This window comes from Wolbachia endosymbiont of Folsomia candida (genome assembly GCF_001931755.2).
In the GTDB taxonomy this organism is placed as follows: Bacteria; Pseudomonadota; Alphaproteobacteria; order Rickettsiales; family Anaplasmataceae; genus Wolbachia.
This window is the reverse complement of the sequence record NZ_CP015510.2, coordinates 1,228,692-1,243,589: the sequence shown is the minus strand read 5'-3', so window position 1 is coordinate 1,243,589 and position 14,898 is coordinate 1,228,692. Positions and strand designations below refer to the sequence as shown.

The 14,898-nt window shown below is 34.3% G+C and carries 13 protein-coding genes; 3 read left to right on the top strand and 10 right to left on the bottom strand.

Translation table 11 applies throughout. From position 1 onward, the window contains the following. Positions 1-19: 19 nt before the first annotated feature. The 4 genes from ASM33_RS05705 to ASM33_RS05690 all read right to left on the bottom strand — a co-directional run bounded on the left by ASM33_RS05705 (position 20) and on the right by ASM33_RS05690 (position 4,171). On the bottom strand, positions 20-1,213 hold the full coding sequence (locus tag ASM33_RS05705) for a hypothetical protein (RefSeq protein WP_110410004.1): 1,194 nt from the start codon (positions 1,211-1,213) through the stop codon (positions 20-22). Positions 1,214-1,230: 17 nt separating this feature from the next. Beyond that, a complete protein-coding gene (locus ASM33_RS05700; protein ID WP_110410005.1) occupies positions 1,231-3,171 on the bottom strand; it encodes a DUF4815 domain-containing protein in 1,941 nt (646 codons plus the stop codon). Between the two features lie 65 nt (positions 3,172-3,236). Further along, on the bottom strand, positions 3,237-3,920 hold the full coding sequence (locus ASM33_RS05695) for a hypothetical protein (protein ID WP_110410006.1): 684 nt from the start codon (positions 3,918-3,920) through the stop codon (positions 3,237-3,239). Between the two features lie 20 nt (positions 3,921-3,940). Further along, complete coding sequence (locus ASM33_RS05690; protein WP_110410007.1) at positions 3,941-4,171, bottom strand: hypothetical protein; 231 nt, start codon at positions 4,169-4,171, stop codon at positions 3,941-3,943. Between the two features lie 147 nt (positions 4,172-4,318). Between ASM33_RS05690 and ASM33_RS05685 the strand changes: the two genes are divergently transcribed. Together ASM33_RS05685 and ASM33_RS05680 are read left to right on the top strand one after the other, a co-directional pair. Beyond that, positions 4,319-5,272, top strand: coding sequence for a hypothetical protein (locus ASM33_RS05685; protein WP_237342894.1), 954 nt, complete (start codon positions 4,319-4,321; stop codon positions 5,270-5,272). Positions 5,273-5,501: 229 nt separating this feature from the next. Next, positions 5,502-6,638, top strand: coding sequence for a hypothetical protein (locus tag ASM33_RS05680; RefSeq protein WP_110410008.1), 1,137 nt, complete (start codon positions 5,502-5,504; stop codon positions 6,636-6,638). Positions 6,639-6,644: 6 nt separating this feature from the next. Here ASM33_RS05680 and ASM33_RS05675 read toward each other — a convergent pair whose 3' ends face one another. The 5 genes from ASM33_RS05675 to ASM33_RS05655 all read right to left on the bottom strand — a co-directional run bounded on the left by ASM33_RS05675 (position 6,645) and on the right by ASM33_RS05655 (position 11,189). Next, complete coding sequence (locus tag ASM33_RS05675) at positions 6,645-8,300, bottom strand: AAA family ATPase (RefSeq protein ID WP_237342893.1); 1,656 nt, start codon at positions 8,298-8,300, stop codon at positions 6,645-6,647. A gap of 112 nt (positions 8,301-8,412) precedes the next feature. Further along, positions 8,413-8,913: a hypothetical protein gene (locus tag ASM33_RS05670; RefSeq protein WP_110410009.1), complete on the bottom strand. Its 501-nt coding sequence runs from the start codon at positions 8,911-8,913 to the stop codon at positions 8,413-8,415. Between the two features lie 38 nt (positions 8,914-8,951). Continuing rightward, positions 8,952-9,770, bottom strand: a complete 819-nt coding sequence (locus ASM33_RS05665) for an AAA family ATPase (protein ID WP_110410010.1) — start codon at positions 9,768-9,770, stop codon at positions 8,952-8,954. 3 nt (positions 9,771-9,773) lie between these two features. Then, positions 9,774-10,604: an ATP-binding protein gene (locus tag ASM33_RS05660; protein WP_110410011.1), complete on the bottom strand. Its 831-nt coding sequence runs from the start codon at positions 10,602-10,604 to the stop codon at positions 9,774-9,776. A gap of 60 nt (positions 10,605-10,664) precedes the next feature. Beyond that, a complete protein-coding gene (locus tag ASM33_RS05655; protein WP_110410012.1) occupies positions 10,665-11,189 on the bottom strand; it encodes an RNA polymerase sigma factor in 525 nt (174 codons plus the stop codon). Between the two features lie 264 nt (positions 11,190-11,453). Here ASM33_RS05655 and ASM33_RS08475 point away from each other — a divergent pair, with 264 nt between their 5' ends. Then, entirely contained in the window at positions 11,454-11,663 is a 210-nt protein-coding gene (locus ASM33_RS08475; RefSeq protein ID WP_110410013.1) for a hypothetical protein, read from the top strand. 755 nt (positions 11,664-12,418) lie between these two features. Here ASM33_RS08475 and ASM33_RS05645 read toward each other — a convergent pair. Next, the gene (locus ASM33_RS05645; protein WP_110410014.1) at positions 12,419-14,578 is read right to left on the bottom strand and encodes an AAA family ATPase; all 2,160 of its coding nucleotides are present in this window, start codon (positions 14,576-14,578) and stop codon (positions 12,419-12,421) included. Between the last annotated feature and the right edge of the window lie 320 nt (positions 14,579-14,898).

Genomic DNA, 14,898 nt, shown 5'->3' with positions numbered 1-14,898 from the left:
CAAAAAGCTTGTTTATAGTTTAAGTTATAATAATCCTTAAGGATTTAACTTTAGGGCGATATTGGACAGCACCACTGAGCACTAATTTCACTCTGGTTTCATTGGCATTAAAGTTCGTTAATGTATGAGTTCTCTCCACCCAATTTTCACTTATAGGTTTGCCCGTTGTTAAATTAACTAACTGCCATTCTTTCTTTTCAATACTTTTTTGTACATAAGCCTTAACATCCGCAGTACCAGGAATAATAGCATCATATGTAATAGTGATTTTAGTGTTTGATCCCGCTGGAATACTTCTAGTTACGTAATCTGCCGACTCTGAAATATTCCCAAGTACTAACTGCAATCCTGGATAAAGGACAGGACTTCTTTCTCTTGAGCCTTTTAAAGTTGCTTTTACTATAAGTTCCCCTGAAAGTCTTGAACGTAGCGCCAATGGAAGGTTATCAGATAGGTGGTACTCTTCTCCTTGCTTTTCTGTTAAGATAAACTCAGCATTAGTGTCAAAGGCTACTTTTTCAACGTTTACCAGAGCAATTAAGTCTGATGTATTATTTGCTTTAACACTGCCAAGATTAATCGTGGTGGAATTTTCAGTAAACTTTGCAGCTAGTAATCGAAAAGTTAAATCTAAATTTTGATGAGGAGTCCATGCGCTTGCATTGCTTGATGAAAGTAATACCCCAACTTGGTACGGTTGGCTTGTTACCCATCTACTATTTACCGAATCATATTTTCCCAGCTCTGCTATTTTGACTGCAGTATCACTATCATCGGTAAGTAAAACTAAAGCATATTCTTGCCCAGCTTCACAAAAGACAGGAGACCAAATAATACGTGTTGCTGTGCCATTTGTATTAATGCTCTCTGGCTCAACAAAACTCTCAGCAATTACCGTCTGCGAGGGCACACCAATAACTGTTTCACGAATTTGAAGAGCAACACGTTTTGTACCTCTAATCGTAAACCATAGATCAACTCCTGCAATATGCCTATTTTCACCTAAAGTAAATGTTTGGGCCAAAGGGTCAACACGTTTTGTTGCTATAACTCTTCTTCTCTCTTCTATGGTAATAGTTTTTTTACCAGTATAAGTTGCTTCACCATAGCTTCCTTTATCACCGAAGAACTGGACTAATTTAGTACCGGCTGGAATATTGACAGGAATTTTCAATTTTCCTTTTATTTTTCCATTTTTATCAGCAATATGCATATTTTTCGCCTTAATTCTTAAGCAGCAGGGGTAATAGGAATTCCATCAAATTTCAGCTCTTTCAGTTTTTCACCAGCTATAAAACCTTCAATTTCAAAATTCTGAGTAACTTCTCTCATAAACTCTTCCTCTTTTGTCTTACTTGATAAAAGTTCGGTATCTTCTGAAATAGCAAACTCTCTTGTTACCGAACTAGACCAATTAGTTTTTACTTCTGTAGAGTGGTCTATATTTTTGTTAATGGTCACCTTTGCCGGTATTGGATCAAAAGCTTGATAAGGGTTAATTTTCATATCTTTGGTTTGCAAAAGCTGATCCAGTACTGGCTCAAGTTCATATGGAAGTAATTGAGGTTTGGTGCTTTTATCAACATCAACAACTGTGATATTAATTGGCAAAGTAAGCTCTTTATTTACAATTGCAGCAGTTTGTTTTATTCCTTGGTCACGCATATCATCATCAAAAAATGGATCAACGAACATGCCTTTTTTACTTGTAGAATCTCTTGAGTTTGCATCATTTTTAAGACGCTCCTGCGCTACTAGAGAATAGAGGTCACTAATTCCTTTTTTCATCTTTTCTAAATCATTCATTGGCACAGCGTGAATGGCATTGTTTATCACTTCTGGCTTTTTATCTTTTTTCCATTTTTGGTAAATGTAAGCTAAAGAGAGCTGCCCAGAAGGTGCTTTTGGAATAGATGGCCTCCATGGATGAGCTATACCTTTTATTCTTCTTACCGCTCCTTTGCTATCAATGGTAATTAAATCATAACGTGGCATTTTCCAAGTATAATCAACCAATACCATTGTGCCATCAACTGCTCCTCTTATCTTACCTCCTTCTTCACTTAAATCTTCTGGAGTTGTGTGAGCTCTTGCTCTATAGGTTATTTCATAACTGCTTCCTGGCGCTGGTTCTTTTCCAGGTAATGACCAATCAACAACACCTGCCTGCAACTTGTACTCTGCACTATTTTCATAGATAACATTACCTTGTTTAATTTGAATAATTTCAAGAACTGATGAATCTGGTATTGGATCTTTCATTCCAGAATATGAACCATGAGTCATAGTGATGGTTCTTTGTACAGTAATATCCACTCTCTTAATTTCGCTAACAGGGGAATCATTAACTTTTAATTCCATTACTCTTTGGCTATTACCTTGAAAGTTATATGATTCTGATACAACGGTTTTTATATCTGGATCTTCATCAAAGTAAACACGAAGACTGTGAGGTAATTCAATTTCATAGCCATCAACATGAGCTTTTCCCTCATTTACCACAAATACTTGTTTTTTGCCATTCTTCTCTCCTTCTTCATCTTCAGTGTGTAAAAACATTACCTCAAGGCCTTCTACAACGTAAGAACCATTAGCTTCACGGTCATATCGAGCAAGAGCAGTAGTAACTAAATTGGCCTGTGGAGGAGCTGAATGCTGAATCAATACTCCGTTTTCAATGTTATAAATTGGGTAAAATTCTCCGTTTATAGAGCTAGCAGTGATCCCTTCTGCCTGAAAACCCCAAATAATGTTAGCTTTAAGTCTTGCTGATCCAACTTCTTGATAGTTTCTTGTACCAACAGCAGGATCGCGAAGCATTGAGTCTTCTAACTCTGTAATCGTGGATTCAAGGTAATAAACACCAATACGTACAGTCATGTTTGTTGGAATAGTAAATTCTTCCTTCTCTACATCTCTGACATATCCACGGAGATAGATTTTTCCTGATTCAAGTGTGGTTTTACCAGTCTCAAAGTCTATAATACAATCGCTTCCCGCAATAACATCACCATCTTTGAATACTGCATCTCCAATACTTTTTAATTTTGAAAGAGCATAATCTTGCAATTCATTAAGCTCAGCAGATTGAAGACCTCTTCCTGCTAAAAAGAGACTTCTTTCGTATTTTTTATCATGGTTAAAGCGATTATAATAATTATTTAAGCTCATTTTTAATTTAAAATTGTAAAATCAAATTAAGGTTCATAATTTTTAAAAACTCACCTAGTGAATCTCTAAAATGTCACCACGAAAGAAAATGTTTCACGAGTGGCAGCGGTTCTGATAAGTGGAACTGTGTGTTCTAGTACTAATAAAATTCCATGATCTTCAATATCCTGTGGTTCAAAATATCTTTGTCCTTCAGGCAATTCTTTTTTTACTTTTGTACCAACCATAACTCCTAGCTCCCGTATCACTTGATTTGCTGCGTCCGTGAAATCGAAGGTGAATTTAAGGTACAAATTATTGGTTGGTACAGTAGAAGGCTTAAACCTGCCAGAAGGAGTAATTAGCTCGCCATTCTCATCACCTGTACAGAAAAGTACCTCATCAACAACGCGACGTCCTACTTCCTTTAATAGCTTTGTAGAAGTTATAGTTTCTGGTGGTGTGCTTTGAATGTACTCTATATTCACTACGTCATTTTCCGGAGCTGAGCTATTTTCCACTCGTTTAATTATACCAGTATTACTATCAACTGTATAATCTACGCTTGACTGATAAGTTGTCTGCCCTTTAAGAACTTTTACATCTTTAATTGGATAGTGTTCAAGCTGAATTTCGCCATGAGCAATGACTTTCTCGATTTTATGGTTACTTTCCCAGCTTGAATTACCACTACCCCAAGCAAGATGTATGGGTTGTTCTTTTATGCTTGCTGCTATTGCTGCTCGACCTGATTGAGTTAGGATTGACATTTGTACCTTGAAAAAAGTGTTTAAGTATTAGATGGAGAAGTTCTCCAAATCTCCTCACTACCTGGCACAATTTCATCGTTTTCAAGCCTTTCATCGGCAAGTTTAGAGAAGTATCTATTTTCCCTTTCTTCCAAGGCCTCAAAAACCAATGTTCTTATCAACTTTGGTATAGTCTTGCCTTGGCACTCTGCTATGTACTTTAAAAAATCAGCAGTTTTTTTACCAAAGCTCACTTTAAATTCTATAGCCATGTTTTTCTCCTTTTCATTGAATGCTTTTTGAGGACAGCTTTTTACACCTCCTATTATATATAATCGCTTTTTCTCTCCAATTTGTTCAATTTTTTTTGACTAAGTTGCTTAATATACTACAATAAGAATAGTACTTTCGCTTTGTTAATGATGGTTATAAGTCAAAAATTTTGGGAAGATGATCTTGAAATTCCTGCAACTGACTTACTACTTCGTTTCAAAAATCAAAATGTTCGTGAAAGTTGGCTTAACTCCCTTACTGGCAGGCAATTGAATATTATTCTTAAGCGTCATTTTAATCACCAACACCAGCTATTTGACAGCAGTGCTTATTATGACAGTAGATCAGTTCAGCAAAAGCGTAAGATTCTTATTGATAGTGATTCTGATTGTCTACCTAATTACTATTTAGTTAGTCATTTTAGCCGTTTAAAGTCTGATTTAGCTATAATTGAAGTAGCCAAACCTGCATTAACCATAGAATCATTTTTATTAAATAACAATAAATGCGACAAAAAGTCTATATTATTTACTCTTTTTATCATTGATCCTAATCTGTTAATATATGTTTGTCATTTCAATAAAGTCCAAAAGAGAAGTTTTTCGCCATTTATTCTGCAAAATCCTCCGCGACAAAAGTCTATTCCATTTGCAAATTTCTTATCTGAAGAGGTATTGCAAAAAATACTAAAACAACACGATCTTTCTGCAGATGATGATTTTAAAAATAAATTTAAGGGCTTCTTTTATCATCAAAACCGTATTTATTTGTTTATACGCCGTGCTAGTGACTCAGACTTGTTGCTTAATTCAAATCAAGTAATACATGGTTACAAACCTGATATGATCATTCTTGATTTTACCCTTAATGCCAACCAAGTAAACTTATGTACTAAGGACATTGAGCATGGTTTAAAAATAGCAAACAGCATTGTAAGCCAATATTTTGAACTTGAATGTTCATTTGTTAATATACACAATCAGAATGACGTAGCACGATTACGTACTTTCTTGAGCGATTGCACACACGAATCAATACCAGACATCAAGCTCGTTGAATTAAAATTTAGCCCAACAGAACCAAGCACTTACTTCACATAAAACACAAATTCAGTAAAAAAATGGTTAAAGATATTAGAACCTTCAGTTGGAAATATATTACACGACATCTCTCTTATTCAACATGTAAAAGTAACGTTTAAGAGTAAAAAAGTTACTTTGTCTTTTCAAGCGAATATGCACGATCCAAGCTATATAGCGATCAACTATTCAGAACATGTGCTTAATAAAAAAGAACGTGAAGATTTTAAGTTATTATTTAAAGATACCTATGGACTTACCATCTTGTCAAAAACAAAATCCTGTTCTCTACAGGCAAATAGTTACTAGCCTATTGCAGTGGAACAACCATTATGATTCACCTAGTAAAGAGTTTTTAGAAGTTGCGCAGTACTTGTCAAGTCTAGGGTTTTTAAATTTAAGAGAATATTACTTCATAATTTGTGCAAATGATTCAGATATCTTTGATCTTCGATACGTAATAGATCCTTTTTGTTACAATAGACTAGAAATTGAGAGCGATTATGACGAAGATTATGATAATCCAATAATGTGCGATCTCTGTGAACGTGATATTCTTCCTAATACCTATAAAAAGCAACGTTATTACTCTTTAGATGTCACTATTAATCACCTGAAAGTTATTGAATGGTTTGAAGAACAATTAGCAAGCTTAAATATTACTTATACTAAAGTAGAAATAGGGGTCTATTATGTAATTGTTGGTACAAGTTTTGTCAGTTTAATTATTCCAGAATACTGCTCAGATAAGTCATACTTAACCATAGATAAACTGAGGACTAATCCTACTATTTTGATATGTTTTGGTAAGGATTTCAAACCACTACTTAATCTATATGTTGTTTTTATGGCTGATTTATTTTGCAATTATCAGACTTTAAATAAAGTGTTGAACGAAGCAGTTGAAAAAGGAGTACCAGAATTATTACCTAACGTTTCTTTTCAGGCATTAAATTGCTATTCTTATGTTTCTCTTCAACACACTAAGCCTACTTTACCAGAGAAAATCTTGGAGTTACAAATTAAGGGCAATGATATTTGTCTTAATAATATAGAAGTTATCGATAAACTGTCGAAGTATGGAATCATATTTTTCATTTTTTTAGATCAATTCTTTCATGATTTTAAGGCAGGAATTCCTCCAAAACAGTATAAAGCTTTAAAAATCGGAGAAATTGCAGATCGCTTAGGAGATATTGCTGATCTAGAACGACAAATCCGTAAACCAATCAATAGAATGCAAAATATCATGGCAGATAGGTTGGGTGGAACCTTAGGCTTGAATGTTAAAAGAGATGATATTATTCAAACTCTGCCATGGTCAGGTATAGGAATTAAAGAACATGGCTATAGGCTTAATCCTCTTACCATTATTCTTAAAAAATGAGTGTCTTTAAATATCTCTCCTCGTTAAATGCTCAGCCAATTTCATAACTTTTACGCGCTTGTTACTTTCTGGTATTTCTTGTTCGTAGAATTTTATATAACCTTCAGCAGCTAAAGCATTAATATATCTACGAATAGAATGACAACCATTAAAACCAAATTTACCTTCAAAAAAATAGCAAAATTGGGTTTTAGTATAAAAAATTCCCTTACGTCCTTCCTCATTAATTAACCGTAAAATGGTGTCATAATTTTTTTTCCAACGTTTTTTCACAGTGGATTTTTCTGACCAACTGCCATTTACCTTGTCAATCGTCATAGTTGGAATAGATTTGCCATTTCTTAGCTCAAATATCAACTGACGAGTACTTTGTTCCCCATTTGGCTTGATCATCATTATACCTGAAGTATAAAAACTTCTTAAAGCAGATGCTCCGCTAAAGTTTTGAAATGGTTCCTCTGCTAATGACTTTTTCGATACCTTCTTAGTATTGTGTGTTAAAATAATTCCAGAGTTAGGATTTGTTATAGATCTTAACTTTTCAACTCTGTCTTTTAAAAAACAAAACATCGAGCTATTCCTATTTTCTTCTTTATATTTATTGAAATCAAAAACACCACGTAGTGTATCAATAGCAATTATATCAACTGTTTTAACGTCTAATCTCTCTGCTATAATATCTTTGACTTTTTCTATTCCTTGAGCATCTAAAAGTAAGTTTGTTTTTGGTGTAATAATTAAATTTTTTGATATTAATTCTAAAGATTTATCATCAAATTTCAATTGTTGTAGCCGTTCCTTAATGTAGGGATATTCAAGATCAGTTTGAAGGTAGAAAACTTTTAGCGGTTTAGCCGGAGTAAATCCTAAAAATGGTAATCCTGCTGACATATGTGCTAACCAAGAAAGCAGTAGATCAGTTTTTCCAACCTTTGGAACTCCTCCAAGTAGTAAAAGCCCTCCAGGGGTAAGAATTCTTGGAGCAATTATATCTTTTGGTGATGGAGATTTATCTTTCAGATACTGACCAGCAGGAAATGCTGTTTGATTCCATTTTTCAGATGACACACCTAAACTTTCACGATTCTCACATGACATGCCTAAATTATCTAATTCAACTGCTACTTTTTTAACATACTGTTCATCTTCTGGCCAAATTGTTATATGCTTATCTATTAGTGGAGACCAATCTGTTTTCTCAATAGCATCATCTATTGCAGTTGTTGCTGTAAAACCTCGCTTTATCAAACTATCAGCACGTTTTTCACCTTTAACTATAATCACTTCATCAGACTTAATAATGCCAGGAATGTTATATAATGGTTTCAGACTGTTGTTACAGGTTCTTAGATGCCATATATGTCTATAATTGTTTTTATATAAATAAACATAAGCAATAGCCTTATTATTTTCATCAAGGTAGCTGTATTTTGCTATTATACGCTCACTAAGCCATTTGGTTATAAGGCTGGTAATCTCAGAAAAATCAGTTTTATTGATTACTCTGCTCCAGAGCTCAATAATATCTCCATTAGTTCTCTTATCACAGTTATACCAGGTTCCTGTTTGCTTACCTTCTACCACTATCATCAATTGGTCTTCATTAATATTCCCAGCATAGAACCCATAACCAAATTTACCGCCAGGTAATAAGTAAGACAAACACTCTCTAATATTGTGAGCCAATAACATTTTTATCTCTTATTTAGATTCAGTAATACAAAACTCCATATAACTCTCCAATTAATTTGTTGTAAAAATTGTTGCAATTTCTCTAGAATGGTATCCAATCAGCCTCAGAACTTTTGTTGTGTTCTGGAGTAATGACTGTAGCAATTCTGTTTCTGTCTCCGTACCTACTATCGGCCTCAATGCCAACTTTTACTATAAACTCTAAACCATTTAAATCAGCAATAGAGTTCAGTTTTCGAGCAAGAACTGCTTTTTCTGAAGTATCATCCGGGTGAATATTGCGAGCTGACTCTAAAATACTTCGAATCATAGAACGTCCAGATTCACCCCAGTTGTCTTCTGTGCCTTCTGCTTTACCGCTTTTAACCCCAATCATCTGAAAAATCTTACGTTTTGCATATGGACCTTCAATAACAGTAAATTCAGCATTTAAATAAATACTGCCGGTAGCAAGGCTTCTAGTGAACCAATTTTCATATCCTCCTGGTTTAATTGCCATTTTGACTTTTACCATTGTACCTTTCGGTATTAAACCACTTTGAGGCTTAGCAGTATTAAAATCAGTGAAAAAATCCTGTAACATATAACTCTCCAATTAAATCAACTAAAACACATAAGAAGCTAGCTATTCCATTGATCCACAAGGTGCCAGCGGCCATTTATCTTATCGACAAGCTTGTTTGGCACCCGCTGACCATTACGTAATTCAAATACTATTTGGCGCGCTGTGCTCTCTTCATCTTGTGAAAACATAACCATTCCAGTACTATAGAATCCTCTCAAAGACCCAGCACCGCTTAAACCTTGAAATGGATCTTCCTCTAACATTTTTTTAGATAACTTTTTCGTATGATGAGTCAAAATAATGCCAGCATCAGGATTAATAGCATTACGTAGTTTTTCAAGCGTTTTTTGCAAGAAGAATAGCATAGCGCTGTTATCATTTTCGTTGCCATATTCACTGCTAAAGATATTCCGAAGAGGGTCAATGGCTATAATATCAGGTTTAAAGCGCTCTTTGACGATTTCTTTTATCTCGTTTATTTCTTCACCACTAAATGATAATTGCACCTTCGGAGTAATAACTAAGTTATTAGCAGCTACATCCAAAAGTTCTGGATCAAGTTGAAGTTGTTGCAACCGTTCTTTCATGTAGTCATATTCAATTTCAGTTTGCATGTAGAAAATTTTCATAGGACGACTTGGAGTCATGCCAAGGAAAGAAACCCCTGCAGCCATATGGACGAGCCAAGAGATCAAAAAGTCACTTTTACCAATTTTAGGAGGACCACCAAATACCAACAAACCTCGCTTGGTTAAAATTCTAGGGTGAACAATATCCTCCGGTATAGGTGATTGATCATTCAAATATTCTTTAACGCTAAAGAAGGGAATTTTTTGACCGATATTTAAATCGATATTTAAAAAGCTTTGTGTCATAAATTATGCTCCAAGTTGAGTAGAAATTTGAGTAGTAGTAGAAAAAGCCTTAGTTTTAATTTTCGTAAGCAGCTTACCAAGATGTGGCTCTTCAACCATATCAAGGCATCCACTACGATCTTTAGCAGGATAACCCCAAGAATTAATAGTATGACAAACAAATGAGCGTTTCTCAGTACCATCATCTTTCTTGATGCCAACCATACTAATTACTTCATCAACAATACCAGGGATTTCAGTGGCAGTCTTAGCCCCCTCACACTGAGGAAGCCAAGTTGGACGGTTGAAATCATCTAGATATTGCCCTAGAGTTCCAACTAGAATAATATCTTTATCTGGAATGTGTTGAAACTGATTGAGCCAAGCCATCATCTCTTGAGCAAGTAACCCGTATGCAGCTCTCATATCTTGTTTGCCATTTCTGTCAGAGAAAGCTTCAGGTTGCATTTTTGCCCATAAAAGACATAAACGCGATGCAACAGTTATGCTATCAATGAAAATACACCGATATTTAGAAAATTCTAGATCTTTGTATTTGCTGGATACATGCTCATAGTGTCTTTGACTGTAAGCTGAATCAGCCTTCAATGCAGGATTTGGACCACCAACTAGACAGGCAATATCTCGAGCTTGATTCCAAGTACGAATACTGATCGAATCCCCTTGCCAATCTTGAACAGCAAGTAATCCAGCTTCAAAATCAAGACACAATGTTGTTTCATCTATGGTCTTTAAGAGACTTGTTTTACCAATACCATACGGACCAAAGATTACTATCTTCACACCTGTTAGCATTTTTACTCTTTCTTTATTATTTATAATTTTTAAAGTCATAGTTTTATTCCTCCCTCATAATATATAATCGAAAAATGAACACGATTTGTTCACATATTTTCATAAATATATTTTTAGGTGAGAGAGTTCAGCACGTATTTGCTCTCTAATCTTATAGATGGTTGTTCTAGATATTCCATGCATTTCTGCAATTTCAGAGATACTATGAGACTCAAGCTGATGAGAAATATCCTGCCAGAGCTTCGGTAATTTTGAAATTGCTTCATTTATGTCAATACTAGCTGCTACTTTATCTTCAAAATAACTATTTTCATCAATAACATCGTCCAAGTCGGTAATATCAACAAATGATACACCTGCTTTACTACCGCGTTTAGCACAGGATTGTTTGCGTAGAAGGCTTATTGCATGGTTTTTTATGACACTATGGATAAATGCATTTCTACCACTTTCTTCACCATTATACTGGCTTAAATCAGACCAAGTTTCACATAAGAGCTGCTGCTCTATATCTTCAATATCAGAACTAACACAGCATTTATAAGATTTAATTTGTCTAGCACGTTTCCTTATTTGTTTAATGATTGAAGGATCAATACCAGGATACTTGTTTTTAGATTGCATATGATGCTCCATAACTATGAAAGTAATAAGGATGAGACGTTTCGATTTCACTTTGTACTGCATGGGAAAAATTCGTTCCCCCATATGGAAAAATTAAGCTATTGATATTCTAGTATTTTTTCTTGAAATATCCCCCATGTGAAAAATTTGTTCAGACATGCTATGTAAAATGAGGAGAAATTGAATGATCTTCGGGTCTTTATTTATGAACTTGTTAATGAAATTTACCGATCTTCTATCAGCTAAGGGACACGCCTTAAGTAGATGGATTTAAACTTTAAACTTGGATTTCGTAATAAGCTAAAAGCAAAAATTAAACCTCATAGAGAATTAATAGGCCTCTATAATATGTATACCGGATTACTCACAACTTTTTCCGGAAATTTTTTAAAAAAAGTTCAAATAATTTTAAAATCGCTAAAATTGGTTGATAAAATTCATCAAAAAGATAAAGATGGTTATTTTATATTTTAATATTAGATGGAAATATATCAAAAAATTAATACAAAGAAGATAAGGCTTTTTAAGTTAAGATATCTACTAAAGACTTTAACTTTTTTAAGCATGGTGTTTTTTGTCCTCCCACCCTTTGTTAGGCTTTTGTGTTCTCTCAAGTTAATTCAGCTTAAAAAAACTTCTTTACAACTAAAATAAAACGTGATAAAACTACCGTGGGGCTTTTTCTTAGTTTAAGATATAGTGGTAATTGCCTGTCATTCGGTTTTTAACGTGGTTTACAAGCGTTCTTTAGGTGGAAGTGGTATAATTCTACCCTGAAGTCGTAGAATCGTCTTAAAACTCTATTATGAGCTATTTTATTTTTTGTAAGCATTTGCTTTAGGTCTTTCGTCTTTTTTTCAGGTTGTTCAAATTCAATAGTAGGTTTTGATGGGGTTCATATTTTTGTCTATTGGTTATATTAGATTTTGTAGTAAGCTAAAAGCTAAAGGTAGTATGTGTTAATTCATACTACTTATATTATTATTTATAATAATAGGAGTTATTTTGAAAACTGAAAATCGTACCAAATCCTCCATATTCCAGGGTTTTTACCTTATTGCTCAGTCTGCAGTCTCAAAGTCTGAAGATGCTATTAAACTATTGAAAATCCGGCATTTTTTTAATTATTAACAAATTCTGACTTCGTAGACTGAGAAAAATCTGAACAAAATTGGCCAAGACTGAAAACTGAAATGTTTAAATAATAAAGAGCTTTAGTAAAAAAAGTTTTAGATATCTAAAATTTGATCATTATAAACCCAAATATTTGGATTTTCTTCTGGAACAATATCACCACACTCTGTCGATTTGTAATCAGTTGGTAAAATCTTTTCATAGACTATAAGATTCTTATTTAGTTGATTATCAAATTTTGTAACTCTTTTTTCCATGCCTTCAACACAAAGTATTCCATATTTAGTTCTTGCAGCATTTTTACCTTCTCTGTTGAATTTAATGTAGCCTTTTGAAGCAAGTACATCAATGCGGTTACGAATAGAATGCTGACTACCAAGATCTGCCCTATTTTCAAATACCTGACAGAACGAGTTAATTGTATACACCTTTCCTCTTTTACGTGCTTCCTCATAAATCAATTGCAAAATAATATCGTGTCTACGAAAACGTTCTGCATCCAACTTTTGCCCATAATCCTTGTTTACCAACCTCTGTGATTCATAATCAAGTATGTTCCAGCAGTTATTGATTTTATCGACATACTTTGATGGAATAGCGTGACCATTACGTAATTCAAATATCAGCTGACGGCCATTTTGCTTTTCATCTGGCTTAAACATTATCATTCCTGTAGTATAAAAGCTTCGTAATGAACCAGCACCACTGAAGCTCTGAAAAGGGTCTTCTTCTAATGATTTCTTCTGAATCTTTTTTGTATGGTGTACTAAAATAACTCCTGCATCTGGATTGACTAATGTTCTTAGTTTTTCAACTCTTTCTTGTAGGAAAAAGAGCATTGAATTATTGTCATTTTCACTTCCATTCTCCCCAGCATCAAAAATATTACGTAGTGGATCTATTGCAATAACATCAACTGTGTTTGAGTCAAATGAATCTTTTATTTCTTTAACAACTTCATCCATACTATCGTCGTTCAAAAGTAGCTTCGTTTGCGGGGTAATAACTAAATTATCTCCAGCAAGCTCAAGAAGTTCTTTGTCCAGCTTTAATTGTTGCATACGTTCACGCATATAATGGTAACCAATTTCAGTCTGAAGATAGAAGATCCTTAAAGGCCTTTTTGGTACCATATCAAGAAACGGAATTCCTGCTGCCATATGAAAGAGCCAAGAAATGAGAAAGTCGCTTTTGCCAACCTTAGGTGCACCAGCAAAGACTAAAAGGCCACTTGGAGTTACAATCCTAGGGTAGATTATATCCTCTGGCATTGGTGATTTATCACTTAAGTATTTTCTTGCCGGAAATGAAACAAACCTTTTCGCGTTTAGGGTGTCGGTAGTCAGAGTGTTAATAGTTGAAGTATCAATAGCAGATAATGGAGTTGAAGCTAAAAACTCTTTAACATCTATACCTTCCCCTACACAATCAGCAGCATCCCATTTTTCAGGCTTACCTTGTGGAATTTCAAGAACAGCAAGTGATGCAACTCCTATCTCTAAAAGCTTTCTTGCAGAATTGTCAGCATAGTTCTTACCTGACTTATCATTATCAGGCCAAATAACAACATGTTTACCTTTAAGTGGAGTCCAGTCAGTTTTTTTTGCATCTGCATTTGCTCCAGACATTGCCGTTGTTGCTGTAATACCATGTTTTATTAGTGCTTCTGCACATTTTTCCCCTTCTACTAGAACAATTCTATCAGACTTCAAAATACCTGGAATATTGTATAGTGGTCTTTGGTTAGGTGCTTCATAACTTAACGTTTTAACATCAAAAGGACGATATTCCTTTTTCCTTCCTGGAGGATCAAAACGGTTGACTATGACAATAACTTGATTGTTTTCATCATAGTAGTTCCAGCTACAGGTGAGATATTTTTCCAAATATTCTACATTTTTGTACTCTTTGATATGGGTTTTGCCAAGCCACTCAGCTATAGAAGCCATTACCTCAGGAAACTCTGTTCTGGCATTTTTCCTGTGTACAGCTGCCCAAAGATCGAGAATATCACCACCTTCATCTTTTTCAAAGTCCTTCCAGAGCCCTGCTTTACTACCACTTAATTCTACTACAAGACTTTTTCCTTTATTACCATATACATCACCTACGTAAAACTTATCACCACGAAAAACTCCATTCGGCAGTAAGTAGGACAGACAGGATCTAAGGTTTTGCAAAAGCTGTGCCTTTAGATTTTGTGATGATAGGTAACTTTGTGAAGCAGCATTGTTAAAATTGCATGAAATATTCATAAAATTCTCCGTTAAAACTTATCAAGGATTTTTTCTTTCCCCTCATAAGTAATTAATCGCAAAATGAAACGAATTTGTTCAAAATTAACTTGCTGCTTTTTCTAATTTGAGATTTTTTTCTAAACCTTTTCTGCCATTCCTACCTTATAGGTTTAGCAAAGAAAAGTCCTATAACTCTAGACTTTTGCATTTTTAATTCCTAGAAATATTGCACAAAACAAAGTGACCATTTTGAGAAGCTTTCTCGATATATAGTAACAGTGGATTAAAATAATTTATCTAAAATAGCTAAATCGGTGAACATTTTGTGAAGTTTTTGC

Bases quoted from the DNA above. Each gene is read 5' to 3' on its own strand.
- ASM33_RS05705 (WP_110410004.1), bottom strand. From the start codon at position 1,213: ATGCATATTGCTGATAAAAATGGAAAAATAAAAGGAAAATTGAAAATT.
- ASM33_RS05700 (WP_110410005.1), bottom strand. From the start codon at position 3,171: ATGAGCTTAAATAATTATTATAATCGCTTTAACCATGATAAAAAATAC.
- ASM33_RS05695 (WP_110410006.1), bottom strand. From the start codon at position 3,920: ATGTCAATCCTAACTCAATCAGGTCGAGCAGCAATAGCAGCAAGCATA.
- ASM33_RS05690 (WP_110410007.1), bottom strand. From the start codon at position 4,171: ATGGCTATAGAATTTAAAGTGAGCTTTGGTAAAAAAACTGCTGATTTT.
- ASM33_RS05685 (WP_237342894.1), top strand. From the start codon at position 4,319: ATGATGGTTATAAGTCAAAAATTTTGGGAAGATGATCTTGAAATTCCT.
- ASM33_RS05680 (WP_110410008.1), top strand. From the start codon at position 5,502: ATGGACTTACCATCTTGTCAAAAACAAAATCCTGTTCTCTACAGGCAA.
- ASM33_RS05670 (WP_110410009.1), bottom strand. From the start codon at position 8,913: ATGTTACAGGATTTTTTCACTGATTTTAATACTGCTAAGCCTCAAAGT.
- ASM33_RS05665 (WP_110410010.1), bottom strand. From the start codon at position 9,770: ATGACACAAAGCTTTTTAAATATCGATTTAAATATCGGTCAAAAAATT.
- ASM33_RS05660 (WP_110410011.1), bottom strand. From the start codon at position 10,604: ATGACTTTAAAAATTATAAATAATAAAGAAAGAGTAAAAATGCTAACA.
- ASM33_RS05655 (WP_110410012.1), bottom strand. From the start codon at position 11,189: ATGCAATCTAAAAACAAGTATCCTGGTATTGATCCTTCAATCATTAAA.
- ASM33_RS08475 (WP_110410013.1), top strand. From the start codon at position 11,454: ATGGATTTAAACTTTAAACTTGGATTTCGTAATAAGCTAAAAGCAAAA.
- ASM33_RS05645 (WP_110410014.1), bottom strand. From the start codon at position 14,578: ATGAATATTTCATGCAATTTTAACAATGCTGCTTCACAAAGTTACCTA.